Here is a 15,889-nt window from a genome sequence, read left to right on the forward strand (position 1 = left end):
CGTGTCACCGACCCATGATGCGCCAAGCCGTTCGGTCCGGAACGAAAGTTCAGCGGCCCGCGATTATCGCCCTACAAAATCCCGACACATGCAACAGCCCTTGACAAAGTCCCCGAAATTGTGGTGGTAGCGCTATCAACAATGATGCGGGTTTTGTGGAGAGGTGCTAATGTCGGGGGCTGTTTCCTTGCTCGATTTTCTGCCGAGTGACTGGCGTAAGGGCATGTTTCTTGGCCGCGTGCAGACCGCAGAAGGTCCAAGCCCGATCCTGGTGTGCGACGGCATTGCGTATGACATGAGCAGCGTCGCCCCGACAGTCGCGCAGCTGGCTGATATGCTGCCACTGCCCTCTAACTCAGGCCGGCGCATCGGGTCGCTCGACAGCTTGTCCACGCCCCTTCTCAGTCCGGTCGACCTGCAATGCGTCAAGGCGTGCGGCGTCACCTTCGCGGTATCGGCGCTGGAGCGCGTGATCGAGGAACGGGCGCGCGGCGATGCCGCCGCCGCCAGCGACATCCGCGCACGGCTGGAAGACAGGGTGGGGGGCTCGATCCGCAATGTCGTGCCCGGCACTTCGGAGGCCGCCGCGCTCAAGGCGGCGTTGATTGAAGACGGACTCTGGTCGCAATATCTGGAAGTCGCAATCGGCCCCGACGCAGAGGTGTTCACCAAAGCCCCGATTTTGTCGTCGGTGGGTCCCGGCGCCCCAATCGGCATCCGGTCGGATTCCACCTGGAACAATCCTGAACCGGAAATCGTGTTGCTGGTGAACGCTGCCGGCGCGGCCATTGGCGCCACCTTGGGCAACGACGTCAACCTGCGTGATTTTGAGGGGCGATCGGCATTGTTGCTGGGCAAGGCGAAGGATAATAACGCCTCCTGTGCGCTTGGACCGCTTATCCGACTGTTCGATGAGGATTTCACGATCGACGATGTCCGCAACGCGGAAGTCGAACTTACCATTGACGGGCCCGAAGGGTATCGGCTGGAAGGCGCCAGCAGCATGAACCAGATCAGCCGTGATCCGCTGGAGCTGGTCCGGCAGACCTTGTCCGAACATCAATATCCTGATGGCTTCGCGTTGTTTCTGGGCACGCTGTTCGCGCCGGTTCAGGACCGGGACGAACCCGGCCGGGGATTTACGCACAAAGTCGGCGATCGTGTTGCCATTTCTACACCGCGCTTGGGCAAGCTGGTTAACGAGGTTGTGACGTCGAAGGACGCTGCGGCCTGGGACTTTGGCGTCATTGCCCTGATGACCAATCTTGCCGCCCGCGGCTTACTGAACACGCAACAGAAAGACCCTGCATGAGCCGCGCCATCTACCCCAGCCTGAAGGGCAAAAGGGTTTTCATTTCCGGCGGCGGCAGCGGTATCGGTGAAGGACTGGTCGAAGCCTTTGCCGGACAGGGTGCTCATGTCGCCTTCTGCGACATCGCGGCGACCGAAAGCGAGGCGCTTGTCGCGCGCCTGACGGGGAGCGATTTCGTGCCTCAATTCTATGAAGTCGATCTGCGCGACATTGAGAAAGTTCAGGCGATGATGGCTGCCGTCGAACAGCAACTCGGCGGTATCGACATCCTCGTCAACAACGCCGCCAATGACGATCGTCATGGCATCGAGGACGTGACCCCGGCTTATTGGGACGATCGCATGGCGGTGAACCTGCGGCATCTGTTTTTCGCTGCGCAGGCGGCTGCGCCCGCGATGAAGCGCGCTGGCGGCGGCGTCATCCTCAACTTCGGCTCGATCAGCTGGCACCTGGCGCTCCCCGAACTCACGCTTTATCAGACCGCGAAAGCCGCCATCGAGGGGCTGACCCGCAGTCTGGCGCGGGATCTTGGTCGCGATAACATTCGGGTCAACACTATCATTCCCGGCAACGTAAAGACCCCGCGCCAGGAGAAGTGGTATACGCCGGAAGGAGAGGCGGAAATCGTCGCAGCACAGTGCCTGGATGGTCGCATCCTGCCTGCCGATGTCGCTGCCCTGGCAATGTTCCTCGCGTCGGACGACGCACGCTACTGCACAGGCCATGACTATTTCATCGACGCCGGGTGGCGCTGACATGACGACCGCTGCGCCCCGCAGCATTTTGTCGATCGGCGCAACATTGGGCGAAGGGCCGGTCTGGGTCGCGCGCGACCGTGCGCTCTGGTTCGTGGATATCAAGGCGCATCGCATTCATTGCTATGACCCGGCCCGGGAGGTCGCGCGCAGCTGGACGACGCCCGGCCAGATCGGCTGGATCCTGCCAACGGCTGACAGCCTGTTCGCTGTCGGGCTGCAATCGGGCGTGCACCGGTTCAATCCCGCGGATGCCAGTTTCGCCGCCCTCCACGCGCCCGAGGGCCATATGCCGGGGAACCGACAGAATGACGCCTGTGTCGCACCCGATGGTGCCCTCTGGTTCGGGACCATGGATGATGCCGAAGCGCAGTCGAGCGGCTATTTCTACCGCTTTTTCGCCGATGCGTGCAAACAGGTGAACCTGCCGGCGGTCTCCATCACCAATGGCCCTGCCTTTTCTCCGGATGGCCGTATTGTCTATCATACCGACACGCTGGGCAAACGCATATGGCGCGCCGATGTCGCGGCGGATGGAAATGTCGGGGAGCCCGTTTTGTTTGCACAGATAGAGGAAGGGGCCGGCTATCCTGACGGCCCAACCGTGGACGCCGAAGGCTGCCTTTGGACTGGCTTGTTCGGCGGCTGGGCGGTGCGCCGCTACGATCCGGCCGGAAAGCTGATGCGCGAAGTCCGCTTCCCGGTCGCGAATGTGACGAAGATCGCCTTTGGCGGTGAGGAACTTCGCACCGCCTATGCGACCACGGCGCGCAAGGGGCTGGACGTGACAGCGTTGACAAATCAGCCTCTGGCGGGTGATCTCTTTGTCTTCGATCCCGGTGTTGCCGGGCTGCCGGGTCAGATAGCAACGATATAGAAGAGCGGGAAGGACAGGATGATGAGTGAGGGGAGTGCGGCGAAGGTCAATATGGCCTTCATTGTCGCCATCGTCGCGGTCGCGACGATCGGTGGGTTCATGTTCGGCTATGACAGCGGCGTCATCAACGGCACGCAAAAAGGGCTGGAAAGTGCCTTTGATCTGGGCAGCCTGGGCATTGGCGTCAATGTGGGCGCGATCCTCGTCGGCTCGTCGATCGGTGCGTTTGGCGCGGGACGCATGGCTGACATCATTGGCCGCCGCGGCGTCATGATGCTTTCCGCGATCCTGTTCCTGGCGAGCGCGCTGCTCGCCGGTGCGGCCGGATCTTCGGCGGTCTTCATCATTGCCCGGATCGTCGGCGGCCTGGGTGTCGGTGCCGCCAGCGTCATTTCGCCGGTTTATATTTCCGAAGTCACGCCGGCCGCCATTCGCGGGCGCTTGTCCTCGATCCAACAGGTCATGATCATTTCCGGCCTGACCGGGGCGTTCGTCGCGAATTTCGTGCTGGCACGCTATGCCGGCGGATCGACGGCCGAACTTTGGATGGACTTTCCCGCCTGGCGCTGGATGTTCTGGTTGCAGGCTATTCCTGCCGCCATCTACTTTCTCGCTCTGCTCATCATTCCAGAAAGCCCCCGCTACCTTGTCGCGCGTGGACTGGATGATCGCGCGCATGCCGTGCTCACCCGCCTGTTCGGCGAAGCGGAAGCGACCCGCAAGGTGGCCGAGATTCGCGCCAGTCTGGCCGCGGACCATCACCGGCCAACGCTTAGCGACCTGATCGACAAGACCAGCGGCAAGGTGCGTCCGATCGTGTGGACCGGCATTGGCCTTGCCGTCTTCCAGCAATTGGTCGGCATCAATGTCGTTTTCTATTATGGCGCAACCCTGTGGGAAGCGGTCGGCTTTTCGGAGGATTATGCGCTCCAGACCAACATCTTGTCTGGTGTGCTTTCGATTGGCGCCTGCCTCGCCACCATCGCCATGGTCGACCGGATTGGCCGCAAGCCGCTGCTGCTGATCGGATCGGCGGGCATGGCCGTGACGTTGGCGACGGTCGCCTATGCCTTTTCGACGGCGATCACTGGCGCGGATGGCGCGGTGTCGCTGCCCGGCAATAATGGTGTCCTGGCGCTGGTCGCCGCCAATCTATACGTGATCTTCTTCAACATGAGTTGGGGGCCGATCATGTGGGTCATGCTGGGTGAAATGTTCCCCAACCAGATTCGCGGATCGGGTCTAGCGGTGGCGGGTTTCGCGCAGTGGATCGCCAATGCATTGGTGTCGGTCAGTTTTCCCTCGCTGGTGGTGTGGCCGGGGCTTGCCGTCGCTTATGTCGGCTATGCCTTCTTCGCGCTGATTTCCTTCTTCTTCGTGCGGGCGATGGTCAACGAAACCAAAGGTCGTGAGCTAGAGGATATGGTCGGCTGAACACGCAGATCATCACATTGCGGGCGGGGGCGCTGGAGGCAGTGCTGTCGCCCGCGATCGGCGGGTCGCTTACCGGCCTGGCGCTGGATGGCGTCGACCTGTTGCGAAAGACTCCGGAAGGAACGACGGATCCACTGGCGATGGCGTGCTTTCCGCTCGTGCCCTACGCCAACCGGATTGCCGACGGTCGCTTCACCGTCGATGGCGAAGACTATTGGCTGCCCCGCAACTTCGGCGATCATCCGCATAGCATTCATGGCTTTGGCTGGCAGACGAACTGGACGGCGAAGACGACAGCTGCGGACCATGTTCTGATGGTGCATGACCATGGCGGCGATGCCGGATGGCCTTGGCGCTATCGGGCGAAGCAGGAGGTGCGGCTGACCCCGGCGCAATTGTCGCTTTCGCTGTCGCTGTTCAACGAGAGCGACCGCCCGATGCCCGCCGGTCTCGGTTTCCATCCCTATTTTGCGGCCGATAAAGAGACGATGCTGCATTTTGCCGCAGACACAGTCTGGCTTTCGTCCCCGGACATGCTGCCGCAGGATGAGGCGCCGGCGGATATGTTGGGCGTTTGGTCGAGCGCGGCGCGGGTGTTGGGCGACAGTCTGATCGACAATGTCTATGGGGGCTGGGATGGCACCGCGACCGTGCAGCGCGGCGATGGCATCGGGATGAGGATCAGCGCCGTCGGCGCGCAGTGGCTTCATGTTTATCGGCCACCGGGTGCCGCGTTCTTCTGCCTGGAGCCCGTCAGCCACATGCCCGACGCGATCAACCGCGGCGGCATGACAATGCTCGACCCCGGCGATACGGCGAGCCTGCATATGATCATCGCAATCGACAAGAGCGATCAGGCGCTTCCGAAATCCGGCGGGATCGCCTAAGCTACCCCAAATGGGCAGTGAGGGTAAACGCCAATGCAATTTCTGCGGACCGCTTTCTGGGTCGTCATAGCTGTGGCGCTCGCCTTCTTTTGCATGGCGAACTATGTTCCGGTCACGGTGCGGCTGTGGGGTGATCTGGTCATGGAAACCAAGCTGCCGGTGCTGCTGATCGGAGCGTTCCTGCTGGGCGCCTTGCCCTTCTGGATAATGGCCCGGGCGACGCGCTGGCGGCTGAAACGTCGGCTCAGCAATACCGAGCGGGCCCTCGCCGCCATGGCGACGGCGCCGGCTCCTGCGGGCATGACGCCAGCCTCCGACCCGGTACCGGCAGCGCCTGATCCCGGCGCGCCGCCGCCGACATTGTCGCAGGGCGATCCATTGCCCTCCACCTCCAGTTCGACAGGCCCTGCATGACCAGTCCCGTTTACGTCGCCATCGATACGCCCGATCTTGCAAAGGCACAGCATCTGGCCGGTCAAGTGCGGCATCATGTGGGCGGGCTGAAGCTTGGGCTCGAATTTTTCTGCGCCAATGGGCATCATGGCGTGCATGAGATGACCAAGTTTGGCCTGCCGATCTTCCTCGATCTCAAGCTGCACGACATTCCCAACACGGTCGCCAAGGCGGTGCAAGCGCTGCACATGCTGGAGCCGGCGATTCTGACCGTCCACGCCGCCGGCGGCCGCGCCATGCTGGAGGACGCAAAGGCTGCGGCAGGCGTCAATACCAAGGTGGTGGCCGTCACCGTGCTGACCAGCCTGGACGATGGCGACCTGAGCGATATCGGCGTGGCTGCAAACGCGCCTGATCAGGTCCGGCGCCTGGCTGACCTGGCGCAGGACGCAGGGTTGGATGGCATCGTCTGTTCCGGCGAGGAGGTGGCAATGGCGAAGAAGGCCTGGGCCGACGGATTTTTTGTCGTGCCAGGCGTTCGTCCTACAGGTGGCGCAATGGGTGATCAGAAGCGCGCCGTCACGCCGCGTCAGGCGCTCGATAATGGGGCGTCGATCCTGGTGGTTGGCCGTCCGATCAGTCTGGCGGACGATCCTGACCTGGCGGCGCGCGCGATCGAAGCGACGCTTTGAACCGGCGCTCCTCCGACTTGCAACATTCTTTAATGGAGACGCGTAAACTCTCCGCTAACTCAGGGCGCCGGACGTTGTCTCGGGCGCGATCGAGGCGCGGCGTCGGATTGGCGACGAACAAGATCGTGATCGAGCACCAGATGCGCTGCCGCCTCGACCGATTGGCTGCGGCGGGTCTTAAGCTGCCGAACCAGCACTTCAACCGCAGCCCGCGCCATGGCGCTGATCGGCTGGCGGATCGTCGTTAGTTCCGGCCAGATGGTGGTGGCGAGCGAGGTATCGTCGAAGCCGCAGACCGTTAGATCGCCGGGCACGTCAAGACCCGAACGATGCGCTATTGCGACCGTCGCAGCAGCCATGTCGTCATTGCTGGCGAAGATGGCGGTCGGCGGCTCTGCTAGCGACAGGATATGTTCCGCGGCGTCCAAGCCCGACCGATAGGTGAAATAGCCTTGCGCGATGAGTTCGTCCTCTACCGGCAGGCCGGCCTCGCCAAGCGCCTGGACGTAGCCTTCGAACCGGCGCGTGCTGGCGCTCTGGTTGGGGTTGCCCTTGATGAAACCAATGCGCGCATGCCCTAACGCAATAAGATGGCGGGTCATTTCATAGGCGGCCTGCCGGTCGTCGATGCTGACCGCGGCAAGATCGGACGGCGGCCGGCCGGTTGCGACCGCCACCGCCGGGATCCCGGCTCGGTCCAGCGCCTGGACCATGTCATCATGGTCGCATAGCGGCGGTGGCAGGATCACGCCATCGATGCGTCCGCGCTCCAGATGCGCCACGACGTCAGCGATTGCGGTTTCCTCGTCCCATTTTTCCACCACCAGGTCGATGCCGCTGCGGCTGGCCTGGTCCAGGCTGCCGACCAGAAATTCGCTAAGATAGGAGGAGGAGGGGTTGGAATAGAGAAGCCCGACACGAATTTCATCGCCGCCAGCCAGCATTCGCGCCGCTGCACTGGGCGCATAATTCATGGCGGCAATTGCGGCTTCAACCTTGGCGCGCGTTTCCGGCCGAACAACCTGTTCGCCATTGATCACGCGCGACACCGTCATCGGCGAAACACCGGCATGTCGCGCGACGTCGTTGATCGTAGGAGCATTGCGCTGGCGGCGGGAAGAGCGGGTGTCGGTCAACGGCGGCGGCTTTCGTGAAATATTATATTGAGCCTTGGTAACGACAACCGCTCCCTTTGTAGAATCGAAAAATCAATGATGGCCCGGCGCGTACGGGAAACTCTGTGCCTTGTACCAGTCCAGGTCATGCGCCGGGGCCATGGCATCTGCCGGCAGCGGGAGGTGATTGATCGATTGAAAATAGGCGATGCTGGCGTCGCGCCACCATTGCGCCTCCCGATGCTGGATCGCCAGGAAGGCTTCGGTCTGGGCAAAGCGTTCCGCATCGACCAGCGGGCGAAGGCCCTCCCAAGTCCGCTGCATGCCGGCCACGTAGGCGACGCCGTGATCATAACGATGCACAAGGCCGTTCCAGAGTGTCTCGCCGGACTTGAGGCGATAGTCCCACGGCAGATGATGGAACCAGAGCAATTCGCTTTCCGGCGTCGTGGCTGGGTTCGCGAGACGCCGTGCTATGACCGGCGCATATTGGGCGATTGCATTACTGCCGCTTTTGGTCCGGTCAAAGCCGATCCCGTCCGCGTCCGCCTTGTGATAATAGACGGGGTTCCATTCCGGGCGGGCCAGATCCGAAACCCAGGGCGCCGGGCCATAATGATGCCCGGTGGCCATGACATGGGCGAGGCCCAGCGGCGTCATGTAATCGACCGCCGCCTCGCGCGAACCCATCATCATGGCGACGACCGGATCGACAAGACGCGGGTCGGGCGAAAATGTCATGGCGGTCCATTCGCGCGCTATGGCGTTGGCAGACAAGCCCGGATCCCAAGCAAGGCGGCCAAAGGCATACCAGTCCGCCTGGTTGAAGATCGAGCCGCTCCAGTCACGGTCGACCCCGATATTGGCGACGCCGGCGATGCCAGTCAGCTTGTGCCCGTCCAGCGATCCGTCGATGACTTTCGCGACCGTAGAGCCCTTGCCCTTTGCATAGGTGTCCGCGTCGAGCGCTTCTTCAAATAGCGGGCCAAGATAGGTGAGGTGGGTAGACTGGCCGAGATATTCCTTGGTGATCTGGAATTCCATCATCAGCGGCGTCTTGGGCATTGCGCCGAACAGGGGATGGAAAGGCTCGCGCGGCTGAAAGTCGATCGCGCCATTTTTGACCTGCACGAGCACATTGTCGGCAAATTGCCCGTCGAGCGGCTTGAAATCATCATAGGCCTGCTTGGCCCGGTCATCCGGATTATCGTGCGCATAGACGAAGGCGCGCCACATCACGATGCCGCCATGGGGTTTCACGGCGGCGGCCAGCATATTGGCCCCGTCGGCATGGGTACGATCATAGTCTTGAGGGCCAGGCTGGCCTTCGCTGTTAGCTTTGACCAGGAATCCGCCGAAATCGGGGATAGCCCGATATATCTCGCTGGCCTTGGCTTTCCACCATGCGGCGACCTGGGCGTCCAGCGGATCGGCCGTCTTCAGGCCGTCGAGTTCCATCGGCGCGGTCCATTTGACCGACAGATACACCTTGATGCCGTAAGGCCGGAATATGTCTGCCAGGGCCGCCGCCTTGGCGATATAAGGCGCGCTCAGGCTCTCTGCCTTCGCGTTCACATTGTTGAGCACGGTGCCGTTGATGCCGATGGAGGCGTTGGCGCGCGCATAGTCGGTATAGCGCGGACCCTTATAGTCCGGCAGACGCCACCAGTCCCATATCGACATGCCGGCATAACCGCGCTCCACCGTACCATCGAGATTGTCCCAGTGGTTCAGAAGGCGCAGGCCGATGCGCGGCGCGCTGCGAATGTCGAGCCGGTCAAGCGGGGCGTTCGTCTGGGCAAGGCGCAGCCAGTGGAAGGCGCCGTGCAACAAGCCGATGTCGCTGTTCGCGGCAATCAGCGTCACCGGTTGACCGCCCCGGTCGATGGACCGGATGGCATAGCCCTCCGCGCCAAGCCCCTTGAGCGATAATGGGATGCCGGGCGCAGAGCGAGGCGTCGCCAGCCAGAGCGCTCCGGCGGTCGGCGTGGTCGCGAGCGTGGGCGCGCGTCCGGTCATATGCGCAACAGCACGCTGCAATTCCCGTGTGGCGACTTCCATGGTTGAGCCATTTTCCACAGGCACGATGGTGCGGGCGTGGGCGCTGATGTCCGCAGCGCGGGCCTGCTCCGCCGGGGCATAACGCAGCCACAGATCATAGCCGTCTTCCGCCCGAACGGGCAGAGCCAGCATCGCCATGACCATGGCCATCATATAGCAGAACAGGCGCGCCATCACTTTTCCCTCTCCTCTTATCTACTGGCGTGTCGGCGACAGGAACTGCATTGACAAGCCGGGTTTCTGCCGCGATGGTAGCGTTATCAGCTGATAGGCTGCAAGCGAAAACCGTGTCGAGCGGAAAAAGGGGAGAGGGGCCAGGTGATCGGTAGCTGCAAGATTTTGGGGGCTGCATCCTTGCTGGCGATCGGGATGGCGTCAACGTTCGCACCGATGGAATCCGTGCGCGCGGCGCAGGATCAGCGGCCGCTCTACAAGGATGCGTCCGCACCGGTCGAGGCGCGGATCGACGACTTGATCGGGCGTATGTCGCTGGACGAGAAGATCGCCCAAATCACCACTGTGTGGGAAAGCAAGACCCAGATTTTCGACGATCATTTGCAGCTCGATCCTGCAAGGCTCGCGGCGCGCTATCCCAATGGTTTGGGTCATTTCACGCGGCCGTCCGACGCCAAAGGCGCGGTCAGTCCACGCGTTGCCCGGGGCCGCGACCCTCGCCAGACCGTTGCGCTGGTCAACGCCTTGCAAAAATGGGCGATGACGCAGACCCGCCTGGGCATTCCGATCCTGTTCCATGAAGAAGGTTTGCATGGTTACGCGGCGGTGGGCGCTACCAGCTTCCCGCAATCGATCGCGCTCGCGTCGTCCTGGGACCCGCATCTGGTGCAGCAGGTGAACAGCGTGATCGCGCGCGAAATCCGCGTGCGGGGCGTACCGATGGTGCTGTCGCCCGTGGTCGACATCGCGCGCGACCCACGCTGGGGGCGGATCGAGGAAACCTATGGCGAGGACCCCTATCTGGTCGGCGAAATGGGAGTCGCGGCGGTGGAGGGGTTACAGGGCGAGGGTCGGTCGCATGACTTGCGCCCCGGCAAGGTATTCGCGACCCTCAAGCATCTCACCGGCCATGGCCAGCCGGAGAGCGGCACCAATGTCGGGCCTGCCCCGATTTCGGAACGCGAACTGCGCGAAAATTTCTTTCCACCGTTCGAGCAAGTGGTGAAGCGCACCGGCATCAACGCGGTGATGGCCAGCTATAATGAGATTGATGGCGTGCCAAGCCACATGAACCGCTGGCTGCTGGACGATGTGCTGCGCGGGGAATGGGGCTTTCGTGGCGCGGTTGTGTCCGATTATTCGGGTGTCGATCAGTTGATGAACATCCACCATGTCGCGGGCAGTCTGGATGAGGCCGCGCGGCGGGCTCTGGACGCGGGGGTGGACGCGGACCTGCCTGAAGGATTGTCCTATGCCACGCTCGGCGATCAGGTCCGCGCGGGCAAGGTCAGCGAGGCGCAAGTCGACAAGGCCGTGCGGCGCATGCTGGAATTGAAGTTCCGCGCTGGCCTGTTCGAGCATCCCTATGCAGACGCGGCGCAGGCAGTAGCGCTTACCAATGACGCGGAGGCGCGCGCGCTAGCCCGCACCGCGGCGCAGCGGTCGATCACATTGCTGAAGAATGACGGCATGCTGCCTTTGAAGGTGGAAGGGTCGATCGCGGTCATCGGGCCGAGCGCGGCGGTGGCGCGGCTGGGCGGCTATTACGGGCAGCCGCCGCATGTCGTTTCCATTCTGGACGGCATCAAGGCCAGGGTTGGCGATCGCGTACGCATCGTCTTTGCGCAGGGCGTAAAGATCACACAAGATGACGACTGGTGGGCGGACAAGGTGGACAAGGCCGACCCGGCGGAGAATCGTCGCTTGATTGCGCAGGCGGTGGAGGCTGCCCGGAATGTGGATCGCATCGTGCTGACGCTGGGCGATACGGAGCAATCGAGCCGGGAGGGCTGGGCCGCCAATCATCTGGGCGACCGGCCCAGTCTGGATTTGGTCGGGGAGCAGCAGGAACTGTTCGACGCCCTTAAGACGCTGGGCAAGCCAATCACTGTCGTGCTCATCAACGGTCGGCCCGCTTCCACGGTCAAGGTCAGCGAAGAAGCCAATGCCCTGCTGGAGGGCTGGTATCTGGGCGAGCAGGGCGGCCATGCGGTCGCCGACATATTGTTTGGCGACGTCAATCCGGGCGGCAAGTTGCCGGTCACAGTGCCGCGTTCGGTCGGGCAATTGCCGGCCTTCTACAATGTGAAGCCAAGCGCGGGCCGCGGCTATCTGTTCGACACGAATGCGCCGCTTTATCCCTTTGGCTTTGGCCTTAGCTATACGAACTTCACCTTGTCCCCGCCGCGTCTCGCGCAGTCCAGCATCGGGCCGGGCGGAACCACCAGCGTGACCGTCGATGTCCGCAACGATGGCGCGCGCGACGGCGACGAGGTCGTCCAGCTCTATATCCATGACAAGGTAAGTTCCGTCACGCGACCCATCAAGGAATTGAAGGGATTTGAGCGTGTGTCCCTCAAACCCGGAGAGGTGCGCACGGTGCGCTTCACCATCACGCCCGAGAGCCTTCAGATGTGGAACGACAAGATGCACCGAGTGGTCGAACCGGGCGAGTTCGAGATCATGACCGGAAACAGTTCGGTCGCCTTGCAGTCCACCACCCTGACGGTGACGCCATGAGCGCCGGTTTCGCACGCCGGCAGGCACTGGGGCTGATGGCGTCCACATCCCTGCTTGCGGCCGTCCCCGCAGCTGCGGCCAAAAAGAGGGGGCCGCTCTATAAGGATGCGGGTGCGCCGGTAGACCTGCGCGTAAGCGATCTTTTGAGCCGGATGACGCTGGAGGAAAAGGTCGGCCAGATCATCGCGCTTTGGGCCACGAAGGCTGAAGTGATGGACGATCTGACCTTCTCCCCGACCAAGGCAAGTGAAGCCTATCCCGCCAGTTTCGGCCAGATCACGCGACCGTCTGACCGACGGGGCGCGCCGAACGGATCGACGCAGGCTGGGGGTGTCGGCGCGCGCTGGCGCACGCCCCGGGACACGGTCGACTTCATCGAAGCCGTGCAGAGATGGGCGATCGAGAAAACCCGCCTGGGCATTCCGGTGCTGTTTCATGAAGAATCGCTGCATGGCTATATGGCGACCGACGCCACCATGTTCCCCATGGCCATCGGCATGGCGGGCAGCTTCGACCGGGACCTGATGCGCGAGGTTCAGGCCGTGATTGCGCGTGAAGTCCGGGCGCGCGGCGTCCATCTGGCACTGTCGCCGGTGGTGGACATTGCCCGCGATCCGCGCTGGGGGCGGATCGAGGAGACGTTTGGCGAGGATCCTTATCTGTGCGGCGAAATGGGCGTGGCGGCGGTGCTGGGCCTGCAAGGCGAAAGCAAGCAGATCGGCCCTGACAAGGTGATGGCAACGCTCAAGCATATGACGGGCCATGGCCAGCCGCAGAGCGGCGAGAATATCGCGCCGGCGCCGATCAGCCAGCGCGAGTTGCGGGAAAATTTCTTCCCGCCTTTCCGCGCGGTGGTGAAGCGCACCGGCATTGCCGCGGTGATGCCCAGCTATAACGAGATAGACGGTGTGCCCTCGCACCAGAACGGATGGTTGTTGGGCGACATATTGCGCGGCGAGTGGCATTTCGACGGGGCGGTGGTGAGCGACTATGGCGCCGTGCCGGAACTCGACACCATTCATCATGTCCAGCCTGATCTGGAAGCAGCGGCGAGAGCGGCGTTGCGCGCAGGCGTCGATTGTGAATTGCCCGACGGCATCGGTTTTCGCACCTTGGTCGAGCAGGTTCGCAGCGGTAAAGTGCCGCTTGAGGCCGTCGATCTTGCCGCACGGCGCATGTTGACGCTCAAGGTCCGCGCAGGCCTGTTTGAAAATCCCTGGCCGCGACGGGACTGGGACACATTGACCGGCAACACAGAAGCGCGGGCACTGGCGCTGAAAGCCGCGCATCGGTCCATTGCCCTCCTGAAGAATGACGGGACATTGCCGCTGACCGCCGGAGCGCATCGGCGCGTTGCCGTCATCGGGCCGAATGCGGCCATTGCACGTCTGGGCGGCTATTCTTCCATCCCGCGGCAAACGGTGTCTCTGCTGGATGGCGTCAGAGCCAAGCTCGCTGGAAAGGCAGAGGTGGTGCATGCGCAAGGCGTGTTCATCACGCAAAGCGAAGACCGGTCCGTGGACGAGGTGCTGCTGGCAGATCCGGAGAAAAATCGTGCGTTGATCGCCGAGGCGGTCGAGGTCGCGACGGGTGCGGATGTCATCATCCTGGCGATCGGCGACACCGAACAGACAAGCCGTGAAGGGTTTGCGAAAAACCATCTGGGTGATCGCACGAGCCTGGACCTGGTGGGCGAGCAGAATGACTTGTTCGCCGCAATGAAGGCTACCGGCAAACCCGTGATCGTCTGCGCGATCAACGGCCGCCCGCCAAGCTACCCGGCAGTCGTGGATGGCTGCAATGCCTTGCTGGAATGCTGGTATCCGGGGCAGGAGGGCGGCACCGCCATGGCAGATATTCTGTTCGGGGACGTCAATCCCGGAGCGAAGCTGCCCGTCACGGTGGCGCGCGATGCGGGACAGGTGCCCATTTTCTACAACCGCAAGCCAAGCGCGCGGCGGGGCTATGTGTTCGAGGATATATCGCCGCTTTTCCCATTCGGATTTGGCCTTAGCTACACCCGCTTTGATATTGGGACGCCAAGGCTTTCCTCCGAGAGGATCGGCACGGGGGGGAGTGTCGCGGTTGAGGTCGATGTGCGCAATGTCGGCGATCGACAGGGCGACGAGATCGTTCAGATCTATGTCCGCGACCAGACGGCGAGCGTCACCCGCCCGATCAAGGAATTGAAGGGCTTTGAGCGCGTTACCCTGGCTCCCGGCGAAACCAGGACGGTGCGTATCCTCCTTGGCCCAGACGCCTTTTCGCTCTGGAATCTCGATATGGAGGAAGTGGTCGAACCGGGCCTTTTCGACATCATGGTCGGGCCGGACAGCGAAACCCTCCAAGCCGTCACGCTCGAAATCATCTGAACAGGACTGCCCTCATGCCCAAGATCATCGATGCCAAGGTCATCATCACATGTCCTGGCCGCAATTTCGTCACGCTCAAGATCATGACCGATGAGGGCGTCTATGGCCTTGGCGACGCAACGCTGAACGGTCGCGAACTGGCGGTCGCCAGCTATCTGACGGATCATGTCATTCCCTGCCTGATCGGCCGCGATGCGCATCGGATCGAGGATCTGTGGCAATATCTCTACAAGGGCGCCTATTGGCGGCGGGGCCCTGTCACCATGACCGCGATCGCGGCGGTCGATATGGCGCTATGGGACATCAAGGGCAAGATTGCCGGGCTGCCGGTTTATCAATTGCTGGGCGGGGCGAGCCGCGAGGGCGTGATGGTCTATGGCCATGCCAACGGCACCACGATCGAGGACACCGTCAAGGTCGCCTTGGATTATCAGGCACAAGGCTATAAGGCGATCCGCCTGCAATGCGGCGTACCGGGCATGGCCAGCACTTATGGCGTCAGCAAGGACAAATATTTCTACGAGCCAGCCGACGCGGACCTGCCGACCGAGAATATCTGGAACACGTCAAAATATCTGCGGATCGTGCCCGAATTGTTCAAGGCGGCGCGCGAGTCTTTGGGATGGGACGTGCACCTGCTGCACGACATCCATCACCGCCTGACGCCGATCGAGGCGGGACGGCTGGGCCAGGACCTGGAACCCTATCGCCCCTTCTGGCTGGAGGATGCGACGCCTGCCGAAAATCAGGAAGCGTTCCGTCTGATCCGCCAGCATACCACGGCGCCGCTTGCGGTAGGCGAGATCTTCAATTCGATCTGGGACGCCAAGGACCTGATCCAGAATCAGCTGATCGACTATATTCGCGCGACGGTAGTCCATGCCGGCGGCATCACGCACTTGCGGCGCATTGCAGCGCTGGCCGACCTGTATCAGATCCGCACCGGCTGTCATGGCGCGACCGACCTGTCGCCGGTGTGCATGGCCGCCGCCCTGCATTTCGACCTCAGCGTGCCCAATTTCGGCATCCAGGAATATATGCGCCATATGCCGGAAACTGACGCGGTCTTCCCCCATGCCTACACGTTCGCAGACGGCATGATGCATCCGGGCGACCAGCCGGGCCTGGGCGTCGATATCGACGAGGATCTGGCGGCAGGATACGAATATAAGCGCGCGTTTCTGCCGGTGAACCGGCTGGAGGACGGGACCATGTTCAATTGGTGATCCACCAAGGCTGGTTGGGGGCGGGCCGCCTGCACGCCGCCAGCACCCTTCGCTCTTACGATTATCGCGCC

At 62.5% G+C, this 15,889-nt stretch carries 12 protein-coding genes; 10 read left to right on the forward strand and 2 right to left on the reverse strand.

Annotation, left to right across the window (positions count from 1 at the left end; genetic code table 11):
- The first annotated feature begins 169 nt into the window (after positions 1–169).
- The 7 genes from SKA58_RS05960 to pyrF are packed head-to-tail and all read left to right on the forward strand — an operon-like array spanning position 170 to position 6,350.
- Complete coding sequence (locus SKA58_RS05960; RefSeq protein ID WP_037542175.1) at positions 170–1,312, forward strand: fumarylacetoacetate hydrolase family protein; 1,143 nt, start codon at positions 170–172, stop codon at positions 1,310–1,312.
- Positions 1,309–2,067 (forward strand): SDR family NAD(P)-dependent oxidoreductase, encoded by a 759-nt coding sequence (locus SKA58_RS05965; RefSeq protein ID WP_009821483.1) that lies wholly within the window; start codon positions 1,309–1,311, stop codon positions 2,065–2,067. The genes SKA58_RS05960 and SKA58_RS05965 overlap by 4 nt, the downstream gene beginning before the upstream one ends.
- Before the next feature lies 1 nt (position 2,068).
- Positions 2,069–2,944 carry an SMP-30/gluconolactonase/LRE family protein gene (locus SKA58_RS05970; protein WP_009821484.1) on the forward strand — a complete coding sequence of 292 codons (876 nt, stop codon included), beginning with the start codon at positions 2,069–2,071 and terminating at the stop codon, positions 2,942–2,944.
- 21 nt (positions 2,945–2,965) lie between these two features.
- Complete coding sequence (locus SKA58_RS05975) at positions 2,966–4,378, forward strand: sugar porter family MFS transporter (protein WP_037542652.1); 1,413 nt, start codon at positions 2,966–2,968, stop codon at positions 4,376–4,378.
- 17 nt (positions 4,379–4,395) lie between these two features.
- The gene (locus tag SKA58_RS05980) at positions 4,396–5,265 is read left to right on the forward strand and encodes an aldose 1-epimerase (protein WP_009821486.1); all 870 of its coding nucleotides are present in this window, start codon (positions 4,396–4,398) and stop codon (positions 5,263–5,265) included.
- Positions 5,266–5,298: 33 nt separating this feature from the next.
- Positions 5,299–5,679 carry a lipopolysaccharide assembly protein LapA domain-containing protein gene (locus tag SKA58_RS05985; protein ID WP_009821487.1) on the forward strand — a complete coding sequence of 127 codons (381 nt, stop codon included), beginning with the start codon at positions 5,299–5,301 and terminating at the stop codon, positions 5,677–5,679.
- Positions 5,676–6,350: an orotidine-5'-phosphate decarboxylase gene (gene pyrF, locus SKA58_RS05990; protein WP_009821488.1), complete on the forward strand. Its 675-nt coding sequence runs from the start codon at positions 5,676–5,678 to the stop codon at positions 6,348–6,350. Before SKA58_RS05985 ends, pyrF begins: the two co-directional genes overlap by 4 nt.
- A 59-nt stretch (positions 6,351–6,409) precedes the next feature.
- On the opposite strand, the gene SKA58_RS05995 is transcribed toward pyrF, so the two are convergent.
- Positions 6,410–7,486 (reverse strand): LacI family DNA-binding transcriptional regulator, encoded by a 1,077-nt coding sequence (locus SKA58_RS05995; protein ID WP_009821489.1) that lies wholly within the window; start codon positions 7,484–7,486, stop codon positions 6,410–6,412.
- A gap of 72 nt (positions 7,487–7,558) precedes the next feature.
- A complete protein-coding gene (locus SKA58_RS06000; protein ID WP_009821490.1) occupies positions 7,559–9,700 on the reverse strand; it encodes an alpha-glucuronidase family glycosyl hydrolase in 2,142 nt (713 codons plus the stop codon).
- 195 nt (positions 9,701–9,895) lie between these two features.
- Here SKA58_RS06000 and SKA58_RS06005 point away from each other — a divergent pair, with 195 nt between their 5' ends.
- The 3 genes from SKA58_RS06005 to manD are packed head-to-tail and all read left to right on the forward strand — an operon-like array spanning position 9,896 to position 15,818.
- Positions 9,896–12,220, forward strand: coding sequence for a glycoside hydrolase family 3 N-terminal domain-containing protein (locus SKA58_RS06005; RefSeq protein ID WP_009821491.1), 2,325 nt, complete (start codon positions 9,896–9,898; stop codon positions 12,218–12,220).
- Entirely contained in the window at positions 12,217–14,592 is a 2,376-nt protein-coding gene (locus SKA58_RS06010) for a glycoside hydrolase family 3 N-terminal domain-containing protein (protein WP_009821492.1), read from the forward strand. Before SKA58_RS06005 ends, SKA58_RS06010 begins: the two co-directional genes overlap by 4 nt.
- Positions 14,593–14,606: 14 nt before the next feature.
- Positions 14,607–15,818, forward strand: a complete 1,212-nt coding sequence (manD, locus tag SKA58_RS06015) for a D-mannonate dehydratase ManD (protein ID WP_009821493.1) — start codon at positions 14,607–14,609, stop codon at positions 15,816–15,818.
- Positions 15,819–15,889 lie beyond the last annotated feature (71 nt).

The organism is Sphingomonas sp. SKA58 (genome assembly GCF_000153545.1).
GTDB lineage: Bacteria > Pseudomonadota > Alphaproteobacteria > Sphingomonadales > Sphingomonadaceae > Sphingobium > Sphingobium soli.